General features: G+C 67.6%; 15 protein-coding genes. 4 read left to right on the top strand and 11 right to left on the bottom strand.

Features of this window, described 5'->3' with window-relative positions; genetic code table 11:
- Nucleotides 1–111 precede the first annotated feature (111 nt).
- Nucleotides 112–867: a DsbA family protein gene (locus tag FA740_RS11810; protein ID WP_246053605.1), complete on the top strand. Its 756-nt coding sequence runs from the start codon at nucleotides 112–114 to the stop codon at nucleotides 865–867.
- On the opposite strand, the gene FA740_RS11805 is transcribed toward FA740_RS11810, so the two are convergent.
- The gene (locus FA740_RS11805; RefSeq protein ID WP_136856975.1) at nucleotides 864–1,682 is read right to left on the bottom strand and encodes an SDR family oxidoreductase; all 819 of its coding nucleotides are present in this window, start codon (nucleotides 1,680–1,682) and stop codon (nucleotides 864–866) included. The two genes, FA740_RS11810 and FA740_RS11805, sit on opposite strands and share 4 nt — an antisense overlap.
- A gap of 82 nt (nucleotides 1,683–1,764) precedes the next feature.
- Between FA740_RS11805 and FA740_RS11800 the strand changes: the two genes are divergently transcribed.
- Nucleotides 1,765–2,145, top strand: coding sequence for a winged helix-turn-helix transcriptional regulator (locus tag FA740_RS11800; protein WP_136856974.1), 381 nt, complete (start codon nucleotides 1,765–1,767; stop codon nucleotides 2,143–2,145).
- On the opposite strand, the gene FA740_RS11795 is transcribed toward FA740_RS11800, so the two are convergent.
- From FA740_RS11795 to FA740_RS11770, 6 genes are all read right to left on the bottom strand, one after another.
- Entirely contained in the window at nucleotides 2,121–3,554 is a 1,434-nt protein-coding gene (locus FA740_RS11795; RefSeq protein ID WP_136856973.1) for a mannose-1-phosphate guanylyltransferase/mannose-6-phosphate isomerase, read from the bottom strand. The two genes, FA740_RS11800 and FA740_RS11795, sit on opposite strands and share 25 nt — an antisense overlap.
- A 186-nt stretch (nucleotides 3,555–3,740) precedes the next feature.
- A complete protein-coding gene (locus tag FA740_RS11790; RefSeq protein ID WP_136856972.1) occupies nucleotides 3,741–7,301 on the bottom strand; it encodes a vitamin B12-dependent ribonucleotide reductase in 3,561 nt (1,186 codons plus the stop codon).
- 417 nt (nucleotides 7,302–7,718) lie between these two features.
- The gene (locus tag FA740_RS11785) at nucleotides 7,719–8,258 is read right to left on the bottom strand and encodes a 5-formyltetrahydrofolate cyclo-ligase (RefSeq protein WP_136856971.1); all 540 of its coding nucleotides are present in this window, start codon (nucleotides 8,256–8,258) and stop codon (nucleotides 7,719–7,721) included.
- Nucleotides 8,255–9,574 carry a magnesium transporter gene (mgtE, locus tag FA740_RS11780; protein WP_246053612.1) on the bottom strand — a complete coding sequence of 440 codons (1,320 nt, stop codon included), beginning with the start codon at nucleotides 9,572–9,574 and terminating at the stop codon, nucleotides 8,255–8,257. Before mgtE ends, FA740_RS11785 begins: the two co-directional genes overlap by 4 nt.
- 94 nt (nucleotides 9,575–9,668) lie before the next feature.
- Nucleotides 9,669–10,454, bottom strand: coding sequence for an inositol monophosphatase family protein (locus tag FA740_RS11775; protein WP_136856969.1), 786 nt, complete (start codon nucleotides 10,452–10,454; stop codon nucleotides 9,669–9,671).
- Between the two features lie 142 nt (nucleotides 10,455–10,596).
- Nucleotides 10,597–10,956 carry a helix-turn-helix domain-containing protein gene (locus tag FA740_RS11770; protein WP_136856968.1) on the bottom strand — a complete coding sequence of 120 codons (360 nt, stop codon included), beginning with the start codon at nucleotides 10,954–10,956 and terminating at the stop codon, nucleotides 10,597–10,599.
- Between the two features lie 190 nt (nucleotides 10,957–11,146).
- Here FA740_RS11770 and FA740_RS11765 point away from each other — a divergent pair, with 190 nt between their 5' ends.
- Both FA740_RS11765 and FA740_RS11760 read left to right on the top strand, forming a co-directional pair.
- Nucleotides 11,147–12,115, top strand: coding sequence for an NADPH:quinone oxidoreductase family protein (locus FA740_RS11765; protein WP_136856967.1), 969 nt, complete (start codon nucleotides 11,147–11,149; stop codon nucleotides 12,113–12,115).
- Between the two features lie 105 nt (nucleotides 12,116–12,220).
- A complete protein-coding gene (locus FA740_RS11760; RefSeq protein WP_136856966.1) occupies nucleotides 12,221–12,967 on the top strand; it encodes a Bax inhibitor-1/YccA family protein in 747 nt (248 codons plus the stop codon).
- Nucleotides 12,968–13,029: 62 nt separating this feature from the next.
- On the opposite strand, the gene FA740_RS11755 is transcribed toward FA740_RS11760, so the two are convergent.
- The 4 genes from FA740_RS11755 to rplU all read right to left on the bottom strand — a co-directional run bounded on the left by FA740_RS11755 (nucleotide 13,030) and on the right by rplU (nucleotide 15,481).
- Entirely contained in the window at nucleotides 13,030–14,040 is a 1,011-nt protein-coding gene (locus FA740_RS11755) for an LLM class flavin-dependent oxidoreductase (RefSeq protein WP_136856965.1), read from the bottom strand.
- A gap of 57 nt (nucleotides 14,041–14,097) precedes the next feature.
- Complete coding sequence (locus FA740_RS11750) at nucleotides 14,098–14,670, bottom strand: GNAT family N-acetyltransferase (protein ID WP_136856964.1); 573 nt, start codon at nucleotides 14,668–14,670, stop codon at nucleotides 14,098–14,100.
- 118 nt (nucleotides 14,671–14,788) lie between these two features.
- Nucleotides 14,789–15,061: a 50S ribosomal protein L27 gene (rpmA, locus tag FA740_RS11745; protein ID WP_136856963.1), complete on the bottom strand. Its 273-nt coding sequence runs from the start codon at nucleotides 15,059–15,061 to the stop codon at nucleotides 14,789–14,791.
- 12 nt (nucleotides 15,062–15,073) lie between these two features.
- Nucleotides 15,074–15,481 carry a 50S ribosomal protein L21 gene (gene rplU / locus FA740_RS11740; RefSeq protein WP_136856962.1) on the bottom strand — a complete coding sequence of 136 codons (408 nt, stop codon included), beginning with the start codon at nucleotides 15,479–15,481 and terminating at the stop codon, nucleotides 15,074–15,076.
- Nucleotides 15,482–15,676: the final 195 nt, after the last annotated feature.

The following is a 15,676-nucleotide window of genomic DNA, read 5'->3' as shown; positions in this document are numbered from 1 at the left end:
ACGCAGTGCTGTCGGGGGCGCATGGTCACACGCAGCCGTGTGGGGGGCGTTCTTGCCATCGCGCGCCCTGCGGTCCACTCTGCGCGCGACATGACCTCAAGGGACGCGCCCATGACACGCCTGACCGCCGCCTTGCTGCTGGGAGCCGCCACCGCGCTGGCCACCCCGGCGATGGCCTTTGACCTCGACGCGATGAGCGATGCCGAAAAGACCGCCTTTGGCGCGGCGGTGCGCGACTATCTGATGGAGAACCCCGAGGTTCTGGTCGAGGCGATCACCGTCCTTGAGACCCGCCAGGCGCAGGACGCGTCGCGCACCGACCAGCAGCTGGTCCAGGACAACAGCGAGGCACTGTTCCAGGACGGCTATAGTTGGGTCGGCGGCAACCCCGAGGGCGACCTGACCATGGTCGAGTTCATCGACTATCGCTGCGGCGTCTGCCGACAGTTCAACCAAGAGGTCCATGACGCGGTCGAGGAAGATGGCAATATCCGCCTGATCCTCAAGGAATTTCCCATCCTGGGAGAGGAGAGCGAGCTATCCGCCCGCTATGCCATCTCGGTCCATCAGCTGGCGGGGGATGACGCCTATCTGGCCGCGCATGATGCGCTGATGGCGCTGCGCGGCCCGGTGACCGACCGCGCACTGCGCGACATCTCGGAACAGATCGGCATCGGTTCGGTCGATGTGCTGGCCCATATGCAGACCGATGCCGTGACCGGCGTGCTGGAGCGCAACCGCGCGCTGGCGCAGGTCATGGCGATCCAGGGGACGCCGACCTTCGTGATCGGCGACCAGATGCTGCGCGGCGTGCCGCGGGTGGGCGTGGCGCAGACCATCGCCCAGATCCGCGACAGCGCGAACTAGGCCAGCGCCGCGCGCACCGCCTCGGCCAGCGGCTGAGAGGGCCGCCCGATCAGCCGCGCCAGCACCGCGCCGTCGCCATCCAGCGCGCCCTGGGCCGCGGCGGCATCCAGCCCGGCATAGACCTGCGCCAGCGGCGCGGGCATCGCCCCCGCCAGGACAGCGGCATAATCGGCCTCGGGCAGGTCGCGATAGGGGATGTCGCGCCCGGTCTGCTGGCTGATCTGGGCCGCCAGATCGGCCAGCGTCCAGGTGGGGGCACCGGCCAGCTCATAGGTCTGGCTGTCATGGCCCGGGCCCAGCAGCACCGCCACCGCAGCCTCGGCATAATCGGCCCGCGCGGCCGAGGCGATGCGCCCCTGCCCCGCCGACCCCATCAGCACGCCATGCTGCAGCGCCGCCGGAATGCCCGCCAGATAGTTCTCGTGATACCAGCCGTTGCGCAGAATGGTGACGGTCAAGCCGGAGGCGGCCAGCATCGCCTCGGTCTGGCGGTGTTCCTCGGCCAGCGACAGGATCGAGCGGTCGGCACGCAGCAGGCTGGTATAGGTGATGCGCCGCACCCCCGCCGCCACCGCCGCGTCGATGACGGCGCGGTGCTGAGCCACGCGGCGCCCGATCTCGCTGCCCGAGATCAGCAGCAGGCTGTCGATGCCCGCCAGCGCCGGGGCCAGCGTGTCGGGGCGGTCATAGTCGAACAGCCGCTGGTCGGGGCCGGGCCTGCGCGCCAGGCCGGTGGCGGGGTGACCAAGGGCCGTCAGGCGGTCCAGGACAAGGCGGCCCAGTTGGCCGGTGGCGCCGGTGATGGCAAGGGTCATCGGATTCTCCTTCGATGGGACTTGCCGGATATGGCGCATCGGCTTACTTTTCGTAAGTACGCACAGAAAGGTAAGTATGGATATGACCGACAGCATCAGCGACCAATTGCGGCGCGGCGATGTTCTGGCCGCCGCCTGCCCGTCCCGCGCGGTGCTGCGGGTGGTCACAAGCCAATGGGGGGTGCTGGTGCTGATGGTGCTGCGCGACGGCACGCTGCGCTTCAGCGCGCTGCGCCGTCGGGTGGGGGGCGTCAGCGAGCGGATGCTGGCCGAGACGCTGCGCCGGCTGGAGGCGCATGGGCTGGTCCTGCGCGTGGCCTATCCGGTCGTGCCGCCGCAGACGGAATATTCGCTGACGCCCCTTGGCCTTGAGGCCGCGACCCATGTCGCGGCGCTGGCCGATTGGGTCGAGGTCACCCTGCCCCGCTTGCTGCCCGATCAGTCGGCCGAGCTGCGGGAATAGACGTCCTCGTAGCGGATGATGTCGTCTTCGCCCAGATAGCTGCCGGTCTGGACCTCGATCAGGACCATCGGCACCTTGCCCGGGTTCTCCATCCGGTGGACGGCGCCCAGGGGGACGTAGATCGACTGGTTTTCAGTCACCAGGGTCACGCTGTCATCCACGGTGACGCGGGCGGTGCCCGACACCACGATCCAGTGTTCGGACCGGTGGACATGGCTTTGCAGCGACAGGGCCGCGCCGGGTTTCACCACGATGCGCTTGACCTGAAAGCGGTCGGCCAGGGCCAGCGTCTCGAACCAGCCCCAGGGGCGGTGGTCGCGGGGGAACGCCTCGGCCTGCTTGGCGCGTTTCGCCTTGAGCGCGCTGACGGCCAGCCGCACGTCCTGCGCGCGGCCCCGGTCGGCCACCAGCACCGCGTCCGATGTGGCCACCACCATCACGTCGCGCAGCCCGATGCCCACGACCTTGAGGTCGCTGCTGTCCGAGCGCAGCAGCACGTCCTCGCAGTCGATCGCGGTGGAGTTGTCGTCCGTGACCACGCCGTGATCGGAGGGCTGATGCTCCAGCGCCTCGCGCCAGACCGCGTCCCATCCGCCCAGATCCGACCAGCGGCCCGAAAACCGAACGACCGTCAGATTGTCGGCCTTTTCCATCACGGCATAGTCGATGGACTGATCCTCGACCGCGGCCCAGGGCGCCTTGGCCAGCCGCAGAAAGCCCAGATCGGTCTGCGCCTGATCGACGGCCTGGCCCACCGGCTCCAGATAGGCCGGGGCATGGGCGCGGAAGGCGTCGATCATGGCGCGGGCGCTGAACAGGAAGATGCCGGCGTTCCACAGGTAATTGCCCTCGGCCAGCATCTGGGCCGCGCGGTCGGCATCGGGTTTCTCGACGAAGCGCGCCAGGGGTTGCGGGCCATCGCCGCTGCCCGCCAGCTCCAGATAGCCGTATCCGGTCTCGGGGCGGTCGGGGGTGATGCCGAAGGTCACGATCCGCCCCTCGGCCGCGGCCTGCGCGCCCTGAGCCACGGCGGCGGCAAAGGCCTTGGCGTCGGGGATCACGTGATCCGACGGCGCGACCAGCACCAGACCCTCGGGGTCGTCGGCGGCCACCATCAGGGCTGCGGCCAGAATCGCGGGCGCGGTGTTGCGGCCTGCGGGTTCGATCACGATGCGGCCGGGGGTGATGCCCGCCTGCTCCAGCTGTTCGGCCACGATGAAGCGGAAATCGGAATTCGTCATGACCACGGGCGCCGCGAAATCCGGGCCGGACAGCCGCCGGGCCGAGGCCTGGAACAGCGTCTCGTCCCCCGTCAGGGCCGCGAACTGCTTGGGAAAGCTTTTGCGGGACACGGGCCACAACCGCGTGCCCGAACCGCCCGCCATCAGAACCGGAGTGATCTTCGTCATCGCAAACCCCTTGGACCAGTTACGCCCGGACACCATGTCCACAGACCGCCTGTTGCACCGCCAGTGAAGGCCCAAGAGCGGCCAGCGTCAAGCGCCACCCCCCGGACCTAGCGCGGCACGCCGAAGATATCCATAAGATGTTGCAGGCAAAAAGACGCCCCCGCGCAATGGCGGGGGCGATCCTGTTCAGCTGCAGCCGCTGGTGCCGCCGCAGGTGTTGCACTTCATGCAGGTGCCGTTGCGGACCAGCGTATAATTGCCGCATTCGCCGCAGGGATCGCCCTCGTATCCCTGCATCCGGGCCTTGGCGCGCAGGTCCATGCCCGTTGCCACGGCGGCCATGGACACGCCCGTCTGCAGCGCGATCAGGTCCTGCGGCATCCGCTTGCGCAGATAGCCCGCGCTGCTGATCTGCTTCAGCATGGTCAGCGATTTCAGCTCGGCGGGCTGGCTGGGGCGCCCCTCGTCCTCGCCGCCGCCCATATCGTCGAAACGCGCGCCTTCGGGGGCGACATGCGCCAGGTCGGTGCGGTCCAGATAGCTGACCGCCAGCTCGCGGAACACATAGTCCAGGATCGAGGTCGCGTTCTTGATGCTGTCATTGCCCTGCACCATGCCCGCAGGCTCGAACCGGGTGAAGGTGAAGGCGTCCACGAACTCCTCCAGCGGCACGCCGTATTGCAGGCCCACCGACACGGCGATGGCGAAATTGTTCATCATGGCGCGAAAGCCCGCGCCCTCCTTGTGCATGTCGATGAAGATCTCGCCCAAGCCGCCGTCGTCATATTCGCCGGTCCGCAGATAGACCTTGTGCCCGCCGACGATGGCCTTTTGGGTGTACCCCTTGCGGCGCTGCGGCAGCTTTTCGCGGTTCGACCGGACGATCTCCTTGACGATGACACGCTCGACGATCTTTTCGGCCAGGACGCGCGCCTTGTCGTGGGTGGAGCCGTGGGCCAGGACCTCTTCGGCCTCCTCGTCGTCGTCGATCAGAGCGCTGGCCAGCGGTTGGCTCAGCTTGGAGCCGTCGCGATAGAGCGCGTTTGCCTTGATCCCCAGGCTGTGCGACAGCGCATAGGCCGCCAGCGTGTCGGCGATGGTCGCGCTGGAGGGCATGTTGATCGTCTTGCTGATCGCGCCCGAGATAAAGCTCTGTGCCGCGGCCATCATGCGGATGTGGCTTTCCACCGACAGATAGCGCGTGCCGGTCTTGCCGCAGGCATTGGCGCAGTCAAAGACCGGCAGGTGTTCGGCCTTCAGATGCGGCGCGCCTTCCAGCGTCATCGTCCCGCAGACATGGTCGTTGGCCGCGTCGATCTGTGCGCGGGTGAAGCCCAGGTGGCGCAGCAGGTCAAAGCTGGGATCCGACAGCTTGTCCGCCGGAATGCCCAGGGTGCCGCGGCAGAAATCCTCTCCCAAGGTCCACTGGTTGAAGACAAAGCGGATGTCGAAGGCCTGAGGCAGCGCGGCCTCGACCTTGGCGATTTCCGCCGCGCCAAAGCCGTGACCGGCCAGCGAGGCGTGGTTGATGGCGGGGCAGTTGGCAAGGGTCGCGTGACCCACGGCATGGCCCACGATCTCCTCGATCTGCGCGGGGGCATAGCCCAGCTTGCCCAAGGCGGCGGGAACCGACTGGTTGATGATCTTGAAATAGCCGCCGCCCGCCAGCGTCTTGAACTTGACCAGCGCGAAATCCGGCTCGATGCCCGTGGTGTCGCAATCCATGACCAGGCCGATCGTGCCGGTGGGCGCGATGACGGTGGTCTGGGCGTTGCGGAACCCGTGCGCCTGACCCAGGGCCAGCGCCTGATCCCACACGTCGCGCGCCCGCGCGACCAGCGTCTGGTCGGGACAGTTCGCGGCGTCAAGCGCCACGGGGGCGACGTTCACGCCCTCGCACGCCGTGCCATGCGCGGCGGCGCGGTGGTTGCGGATCACGCGCAGCATGGGGCCCGCGTTGCGGGCATATCCGGGGAACGCCCCCAACTCGGCCGCCATTTCGGCGCTGGTGGCATAGGCCACCCCGGTCATGATCGCCGACAGCGCACCGCACAGCGCGCGGCCCTCATCGCTGTCATAGCCCAGGCCCATGTTCATCAACAGCCCGCCGATATTGGCATAGCCCAGGCCAAGCGTGCGGAAATCATGGCTGCGCTGCGCAATCTCCTTGGATGGGAACTGCGCCATCAGCACGCTGATCTCCAGCGTGAGGGTCCACAGCCGGCTGGCATGGGCATAGGCATCGGCGTCGAACCGGCCATCGGTCCAGAACGTCAGCAGGTTCATGGACGCCAGGTTGCAGGCGGTGTCGTCCAGGAACATGTATTCGCTGCACGGGTTCGACCCGCGGATCGGCCCATCCTCGGGGCAGGTGTGCCAGGCGTTGATGGTGTCGTGGAACTGGATGCCCGGATCGGCGCAGGCCCAGGCCGCATGCCCGATCTGGTCCCACAGATCGCGGGCGGACACCGTTTTCGCGACCGTGCCGTCGGTGCGGCGGATCAGCTCCCACGGGGCATCCTCGCGCACGGCGCGCAGGAACGCATCCGTCACCCGGACCGAGTTGTTCGAGTTCTGGCCCGACACGGACAGATAGGCCTCGGAATCCCAATCCGTGTCATAGGTCGGGAATTCGATGCTGTCGAAACCCTGGCGCGCATATTGCAGGACGCGGTTCACATAGGTCTCGGGGATCATCGCCCGCTTGGCGCTGCGGATCGCGGCCTTCAGCGCGTCATTCCGGGCCGGATCGGTCTCTCCGCCGCCGGTGCGGATCGCGGCAAAGATGCCGTTCAGCTCCCGTTCGTGCAGCTTTGACCCGGCGACCAGCGAGGCGACCTTCTGCTCCTCGATGACCTTCCAGTTCACGAAGGCCTCGATATCGGGGTGGTCCATGTCGCAGATGACCATCTTGGCCGCGCGGCGCGTGGTGCCGCCCGACTTGATCGCGCCCGCCGCGCGGTCGCCGATCTTCAGGAACCCCATCAGGCCCGACGACGTGCCGCCGCCCGACAGGGGTTCGCCCTCGCCGCGCAGGCTGCTGAAATTGGTGCCGGTGCCGCTGCCGTATTTGAACAGGCGCGCCTCACGGACCCACAGGTCCATGATGCCGCCCTCGTTCACCAGATCGTCGCTGACCGACTGGATGAAGCAGGCATGCGGCTGCGGATGCTCATAGGCGCTGGTCGATGCGGTCAGCGTGCCCGTGCGGTGGTCGACATAGAAATGCCCCTGCCCCGGCCCGTCGATGCCATAGGCCCAATGCAGGCCGGTGTTGAACCATTGCGGGCTGTTCGGCGCGCCCATCTGTCGGGCCAGCATGTGGCGCATCTCGTCCAGATAGGCGCGGGCATCGGCTTCGGTCGTGAAATAGCCGCCCTTCCAGCCCCAATAGGTCCAGGCCCCGGCCAGGCGGTCAAAGACCTGCGCGGCGCTGGTCTCTCCGGTGAAACGCTCCTCCTCGGGCAGGGCGGCCAGGGCCTCGCGGTCGGGAACGTGGCGCCACAGAAAGGCCGGAACGCCCTTTTCGCGCACAGGCTTCAGGCGGGCGGGGACACCGGCGCGGCGAAAGTATTTCTGGGCGATGACGTCGCTGGCGACCTGGCTCCAGCCCTGGGGCACCGCGACGGCGTCGTTGTGGAACACCACCGTGCCGTCCGGGTTGCGGATCTCGCTGACGGTGGTGGTGAAGGCGATGCCGCCATAGGCCCCGCCATCCTTGGTGGTGAAACGCCGCTCGATCTTCATGCCTGCCCGTCCTTTCGGTCCCGCGCGCAGCCGCGATCCGCCCGTTCGGGGCGCGGACGACCGGGTCGTCCGTCTGATCGTGTCTGCCTTGTCCTGCCTGTGGTGGCGCCGTTCATGGCCACCATCTTTCGTGCCGCTTTCGGCTCTGGCCTGGAAATTGGCCCCGGACGGGATGGCTTTCAATCGAATTATTCGCAGCGGCCGGCCCCGCAGACCGTTGACAGCACCGCCCTGACAGGCCGCCGGGATTCGCGCACAGATCCGGCGCATCCGCGGGACAGGATCGGCCGGGTCTTACGAAATTTCGTTTAGTGACAAGGGTGTGGGTGGAACACCCCCCATCTTGTCCACAGACTTATGCAAATCTCATCCGGAGGTTGTTCACAGCCGATGCAAAATGGCCACGATCAGCAATTTTCAGCGCAGGGGGGTCCGCGCGCCGCCCTCGGTCACGATCAGGTCCAGGGGCTGGTCGGTCGGCTCGGTCGGGATGGCGGGCAGGCGCTGGACCTCAAAGGCCAGGCCCACGGCCAAGACCGGACCCGATTTACGCAGCAATTCCAAGGTCCTGTCATAGAACCCTCCGCCATAGCCCAAGCGGTTGCCGCGGTCGTCAAAGCCCGCCAGCGGCACGATCAGGACATCGGGCCTGACCTCGGGCGCCGATTCGGGGGGGTGGGAGGTGCCAAAGGGTCCGCGCTCCAGCGCGCCGCCCTGCCACAGCCGGAAGGTCAGCGGCCGCGCAGCGCCTGTGACCACAGGCAGCGCGACGGGACCGTCATGGGCGGCCATGGCGGCGCGAGGGTCGGCCTCGTCGCGCATGGGCCAGTATCCGGCCAGCACCACGCCCGCATGGGGCGCCAGCGCCGCGATCAGGTGGCGGTCCAGCGCATCCCGGTCGCCTCCCGCCGCGCGGGCGGTCAGGGCCTGTGCACGCAGGGTGGCCTTGTCGGTCATATCAGGATCAGCGTGGCCAGTCCCAGGAAGGCAAAGAACCCCATGACATCGGTCATCGTCGTCACGAAGGTTCCCGATGCCAGCGCCGGGTCCAGCCCCATCTTGTTCAGCCCCAGGGGCACCAGGACCCCGCCCAGGGCCGCGACGATCTGGTTCACGATCATCGCCATGCCCAGCACGACGCCCAGCTTGGGGTCGCCAAAGATCACGGTCCCCGCGATCCCCAGGATCAGCGCCAGCCCCAGCCCGTTCAGCAGCCCCGCCCCCAGCTCTCGCATCACCACCCGCCGCGCGTTCGAGCGGTTCAGGTCGCGCGTGGCCAAGGCCCGCACCGCGACCGCCAGCGATTGCGTTCCCGCGATCCCGCCGGTCGAGGCGACGATGGGCATCAGCGCGGCCAGCGCCACCAGCGTGGAGATCGTGGCCTCGAACTGGGTGATGACGATGGCCGACAGCGAGGCCGTGAACAGGTTGATGACCAGCCAGGGCAGACGCTGGCGCGCCGTGGTCAGCGCGCTGTCGGAAACGTGGCTTTCGTCATTGACGCCGGCCAGGCGCAGGATGTCCTCCTCATGCTCATCGTCCAGGACGGTCATCGCGTCGTCGATGGTGATCACGCCCACCAGCCGGTCATGGTCGTCCACCACCGGGGCCGAGATCAGGTGATACTGGTTGAACAGATAGGCCACGTCGCCCTCTTCGGCCTGGGCGCTGATGGTGCGAAAGCTGTCCTCGGCCAGATCGCGCATCGTCGCCTCGCGCGGCGAGGCCAACAGCCGCCCAAGCGTCACATAGCCGGTGGGGTGGCGGCGCGGATCGACCAGGATCACGTGATAGAACTGTTCGGGCAGCCACTCCTCGGCCCGGATAAAGTCGATGGTCTGGCCCACGGTCCAGTGTTCGGGGGCGGTCACGACCTCGGACTGCATCAGGCGGCCGGCGGAATATTCGGGATAGGCCAGCGATTGCTGGACCGCGGCACGGTCGCCCGCATCCAGCGCGGCCAGGATCTGGTCGCGGTCGGGCTGGTCCAGATCCTCGACCAGGTCGACGACGTCGTCGCTGTCCATCTCTCGGACGGCCTCGGCGACGACGGCCTGGGGCAGCTGGTCCAGAACCTCCTCGCGGATCGATTCGTCGATCTCGGACAGGATCTCGCCGTCGATGCCGTCGGCATAGAGCGTCAGGAACGCCCGCCTGCGCGCAGGCGTCAGCCGCTCGATCAGGTCGGCGATGTCGGCGGCGTGCATCGGCTCCAGCGCGGCGTCCAGCGCGGGGCGGTCGCCCGCCTCCATCGCGGCGTCGATGCGGTCCATGAGCGCCTGCGTCAGGCCATAATCCTCGTCGCGGTCGATGCTGTCGGTCGCGCGGTTGTCGTTGGCCATGCTGCCCCCTTGCGGTCGTGTCGGTTCAGTCGTTCAGCAGGTCCAGCGCGGCGCGGTGCAAGGGCGCCGATGCCGCCGCGATCACCTGGCCGCCCTGAGCCGCCGGACCGCCCTGCCAGTCGGTGACGATGCCGCCCGCCGCCTGCACCACCGCCATCGGACCGGCGATGTCATAGGATTGCAACCCCGCCTCGATCACCAGATCGACCTGGCCCAGGGCCAGCAGCGCATAGGCATAGCAGTCCAGCCCATAGCGCGTCAGCCGCACCCGGTCCGCGACCCGGCGAAAGGCCGCGCCCTCGGCCGCGGTGCCCACTTCGGGAAAGGTGGTCATCAGCGTGGCCTGCGCCAGCTCCAGGCCGCCGCGCACGCGCAGCGCACGCTCTCCGCCAGACCAGGTCAGTTGCGCCTGGCCCAGGCCCCCCTCGAACCGCTCGCGGGTATAGGGCTGGTCGATCAGGCCATAGATCACGTCGCGCCCGTCCGACAGCCCGATCAGCACGCCCCAACTGGCCGCGCCGCACAGAAAGGCCCGCGTCCCGTCGATCGGGTCCAGAATCCAGGTCAGGCCAGAGGTGCCGGGGGTCGCGCCGTATTCCTCGCCCAGGATGGCGTCATCGGGGCGGTGTGCGGCCAGCACGGCGCGCATGGCGCGTTCGGCATCGCGGTCGGCCTGGGTCACGGGGTCGAAATCGGCGGGCCGCTTGTTGTCGGCGGACAGCGCGTCGTTGCGAAACCACGGCAGGATCGCGTTCCGCGCGGCATCGGCCATCAGATGCGCGGTGCGGATGATCGTGGCTGCGTCCTGCATGCTGGCCCCCTGCGGTCATGTCACCCGTGGGGGTGTAACCCGTCCTTGGCCGGGGGGCCAGCGGTCAAACGGGGGCTGTCGTCCGGCGGTCACACGGCGCGGAACGACGGCGGGGTCACCCACCTTCTGGCGGTTTCGGCAGTCAGGCCGCGTCGGACAGGACGCGCGCCAGCTCGAATATCTGGCGGCGCTGCGCCTCAGGCATGGCGTAATAGGCGCGCACCAGCTGCAGCGCCTCCTTGTCGGCGAAGATGTCGCCCTCGACCGCGCCGGGCAGATCGCCCTCGGACAGCCCTTCGAAGAAGAAGCTGACCGGCACATCCACCGCCCGCGCAATGTCCCACAGCCGCGAGGCCGAGACGCGGTTCATGCCGGTCTCGTATTTCTGGATCTGCTGGAACTTGATCCCGACCTTGTCGGCCAGTTGCTGTTGGGTCATGCCAATCATCCAGCGGCGATGGCGGATACGCTTACCAACGTGAACATCTACACTATGCTTCATTGCCCCAACCTCTTGCAATCTGCAGATGCCGTAGCCCGGATAGGCACAATTTTCGAGTGTCAACTTGGTTAACCACCCCATTCCTGACCAAAAAGACAGGTCCCAGGGGTGCCATTCGGGCATCTGCCACCCTGCGTTGACTTGTTCGGGCAGCATGCGAACGTGTGGGCAACATCGAAACGGAGCCGCCATGGAACAGATGATTCGCACCGCCCGCATCGAGGCCCTGGGCCAAGACCCCGTCATCCGCGACCTGCCTGCGCCCCGCGCGGCGCCGGGACAGGTCTTGTTGCGCATGGGCGCGGCGGCGCTGAATTTTGCCGATCTCCTCAAGGCGCAGGGCAAATATCAGGAGCCTGCCGACCCGCCCTTCGTGCCGGGACTGGAGGGCGCGGGCACCGTGCTGGAGGCGCCTGCGGGCAGCGGCCTGACCCCCGGCATGCGGGTCGTGGTGTCGGCGCCCGGCACGATGACCCAGGTGATGGCGGTCGACCCCGACGCCGTGCAGCCCATTCCAGACATGATGAGCTTTGAACAGGCCGCCGGGTTTCAGGTGGCTTATGGGACAAGTCATCTGGCCCTGTCAGGCCGCGGCGCGCTGGCTGAGGGGCAGGTTCTGGTCGTGTTGGGGGCCGCGGGCGGCGTCGGGCTGACCGCGGTCGAGATCGGAGCCGCGATGGGTGCGCGGGTCATCGGGGTGGCGCGCGGTGCGGACCGGCTGCAGGTCGTGCGCGACGCGGGCGCGGCCCATGTGATCGACAGCGCCGATTGCGCCGACCTGCGCGGTGCGCTGCGCGATCTGGGCGGGGCGGATGTGGTCTATGACCCCGTCGGCGCCGAACCCGGAGAGGCGGCCTTTCGCGCGCTGCGTCCGGGGGGGCGGTTCCTGTCCATCGGCTTTGCGGGCGGTCGCCCCCCGGCCCTGCCCCTGAACCATGCATTGGTCAAGAACATCGCCATCCACGGCTTCTACTGGGGCGGCTACCGGCAGCTGGACCCGCAAGCGCTGCGCACCAGCATGGCGGCGCTGTTCGACCTGTTTGCAGCCGGCCGCCTGCACCCCGTCGCGGGCGCGACCCTGCCGCTGGAGGCCCTGACCGAGGGCTATCATCTGCTGAGAGAGCGGCGCAGCATCGGAAAAGTGGTCATCACCCTGTGATCGCGGCCATTTTCCGCCCATCCCGGCATTGAAAAACGGCCCGTTTCCCCCGATATTGAAGCCAAGTCGGGACCGTTCCCGACATGCCTTTCAGGGGAGACATCGATGGCAGATTACAACACGTACCGCACCGCGCAGGGCGTCGGCACCCGCCAGGCGGTGATCGACGAGGGCCTGCGGGCCTACATGAACAAGGTTTACGGGCTGATGGCGGTCGGCATGGGTGTAACCGCCGTCGCAGCCTATGGCATCTCGACCGCGGCGGTCACGCCCACGGGCGAGCTGACCGGCCTGGGCGTCGCGATCTATACCTCGCCCTTGCGATGGGTGATCATGTTCGCGCCGCTGCTGATGGTCTTTGCCTTCGGCGCCGCGATCAACCGGCTGTCCGTCTCGGCCGCGACCGGCGTCTTCTACGCCTTCGCGGCGCTGATGGGCCTGTCGATCAGCTCGATCTTTCTGGTCTACACCTCGGTGTCGATCGTGCAGACCTTCCTGGTGACCGCGATTGCCTTCGCCAGCCTGTCGCTGTGGGGCTATACCACGAAAAAGGATCTGTCGGGCTGGGGCACCTTCCTGCTGATGGGTCTGATCGGCCTGATCGTCGCCTCGATCGTGAATATCTTCATCGCCTCCTCGGCCATGCAGTTCGCGATCTCGGTCATCGGCGTGCTGATCTTTGCGGGCCTGACCGCCTATGACACGCAGAACATCAAGAACACCTACCTGCAGATGTCCGGCTCGGACGCCGACTTCATCGGCAAATCCGCGATCATGGGTGCGCTGCGCCTGTATCTGGACTTCCTGAACCTGTTCATGTTCCTGCTGCAATTCATGGGCAACCGCGAGTAAATCGCCCCATCAGTCCCGTGCAAAAGGCCCCCGATCCGGGGGCCTTTTTTCATGCGCGCGGGTCAGGCGGCCTGCGCCACGGGCAAAGCGGCCGCAGCCTCGGCCGCGATCTCAAAGCTGCGCAGGCGGGCGGTGTGGTCGTGGATCTGACCGGTCAGGATCAGCTCGTCGGGGCGATAGGCCTCGACCAGGCGGGCCAGCTGGTCGGCCACCTCATTGCGCCCGCCCACGGCGCTGATGCGCAGCGCGCCGTCCACGGCCTGGCGCATCTGCGCGCCGATCTCGGCGTCGATGTCGCGGACCGGGCGGGGCAGCTTGCCGGGCTGACCGGTGCGCAGGCGCGCAAAGGCCAGCTGCATGGTCGTGCGCAGATAGGCCGCCTGCCCCGGATCGTCGGCGGCAAAGACGTTGGCCGCCAGCACTGCATAGGGCTTTTGTCCCCAGGGCGACGGGCGGAACCGCTCTCGGTACAGGGTCAGGGCGCGGTCCAGCTCATCCGGCGCGAAATGGCTGGCGAAGGCATAGGGCAGGCCCAGATGCGCCGCCAGCTGCGCGCCGAACAGGCTGCTGCCCAGGATCCAGACGGGGACGTTCGTGCCCTCGCCCGGCAGGGCGCGGACCGGCGCGCCGGGGCGCTCCGGTCCCAGATAGTCCAACAGCTCGACCACGTCCTGGGGAAAGCTGTCGGCCATCGGATCGCGGCGCAGGGCGCGGATCACCGCACCGTCGCCGCCGGGCGCGCGCCCCAGCCCCAGATCGATGCGGTCGGGAAAGACCGTGGCCAAGGTACCAAAGGCCTCGGCCACCGACAGGGGCGCGTGGTTGGGCAGCATGATGCCGCCCGCACCCACACGGATCGTGCGGGTGGCCTGCGCCACCAGTCCGATCAGCACGGCGGTCGCGGCGCTGGCGATGCCGGGCATGTTGTGATGCTCGGCCAGCCAGAAGCGGCGATAGCCCCAGCCCTCGGCGTGCTGCGCCAGGTCGATGGTGTTGCGGATCGCGTCCTGGGCGGTGGACCCTTCGGGCACCGGCGACAGGTCGAGGACGGAATAGGGAAGATGCTGTGTCATCCCCCTGATCTAGGCCGTCCGCGCCCCTTTGCAATGACGGGGCGCAGATATCGTCCGTCAGGCCATCTTGCGCAGATAGGTCCAGGTCGGCACCCGGGCGCCCCGCGCGACCGACCAGCTTTCGGCATCGCCCAGATAGACGAAGCCGCAATTGGTCAGAACGCGGGCCGAGCCGGGATTGTCCTGGAACGCCTCGGCGAACAGGGTCCGCGCGCCATGCGGGTTGGCGGCGACCAGGGCCGCGACGGCCTCGGTCGCGAAACCGGTATTCCAGAAGCCCGCGCCGATCCAGAAGCCCAGCTCGGACTGTTCGTTCTCCATCCGGGTCAAGGACACCACGCCCAGCAGCTCGGCCAGCTTGTGGTCGCTGCCGTCGATGGCCCAGACATCCTCGGTCCGATCAGTGGCCAAGGCGCGGGCCACGAAACTGTCCGACGCCCCGCGGGGCAAGGGATGCGGGATGGCCCGCGTGCCTTCGGCGACGCGCCGGTCGGCGGTGTAATGCGCGATCATCCCGGCATCCGAGGCGCGCAGCGGGCGCAACGTGAACCGCTCGGTCGCGATCACGGGTTGGGCCGGGGCTCCGGCCAGGGCGGGCTTGAGGTCGTCCAGACGGCTTCCCTCCCGCATGGGTGCAGACATAACCATGTTTCCTCCCCAAGAAACCGATCAAGAAATGTGACGATAAAACGGTTTGGGGGACCGGCTTTCGCCGATCCCCCCTTAGCATCAGAATATTACGCTAAGGTTACTCGGCTGCTTCCAACTGGGCGGGGACGATCGAAATGAACGTCCGGCCCTTCAGGCCTTTCTTGAAGCTCACATGGCCGTCGGTCAGCGCGAACAAGGTGTGATCCTTGCCCATGCCGACGTTCACGCCCGGCCACCAGGTGGTGCCGCGCTGACGTGCGATGATGTTGCCTGCGATGGCGGCCTGGCCACCGAACAGCTTGACGCCAAGACGGCGTCCCGCGCTGTCGCGGCCGTTGCGGGAAGAACCGCCTGCTTTTTTATGTGCCATGGGTCGTTCTCCTTAGGCTTCAGCGGCGTCTTTGGCCGGTTTCTTGGCGGGCGCCTCGGACGCCTCGACCTTCGTGCGGGCACCGACGGCGGCTTTGACGCCGGTCTTGTCCGCGCCCTTGTCCAGCACGTCCGTGACGCGCAGCAGCGTCAGCTGCTGGCGATGGCCGCGGGTCCGCTGCGAGCTGTGCTTGCGGCGGCGCTTGACATAGGTGATGACCTTGTCGGCCTTGATCTGCTCGATCACGGTGGCCTGCACGCAGGCACCGGCGACCAGGGGCGCGCCCAGGGTCGAGCCGACCATCAGCACATCGTTGAACTGGACGGTATCGCCAGCCGCGGCATTCAGCTTTTCAACGCGCAGGACGTCGCCCGCCTGCACCTTGTACTGCTTGCCGCCAGTTTTCAGAACCGCGAACATCGCTTTCTTCCTTCTTCGTCGCGTCCTGCGGTCCCGACATCAGGTCGGAGTTCCGGGGCATCGCCCCACCTTCGGACAGCGCACCCTTGTGCGGGTGTCGTTAAAAACAATCGACCGGCCAAGGGCGGATGCCCTGCCGGAGCGCAGCATTTGCCCGATCGCGGCCCCGCTGTCAAGACCCGCGGATGGTGTGGA

The organism is Paracoccus hibiscisoli, from assembly GCF_005048265.1.
In the GTDB taxonomy this organism is placed as follows: domain Bacteria; phylum Pseudomonadota; class Alphaproteobacteria; order Rhodobacterales; family Rhodobacteraceae; genus Paracoccus; species Paracoccus hibiscisoli.
This window is presented reverse-complemented; position numbering and strand designations above follow the sequence as displayed.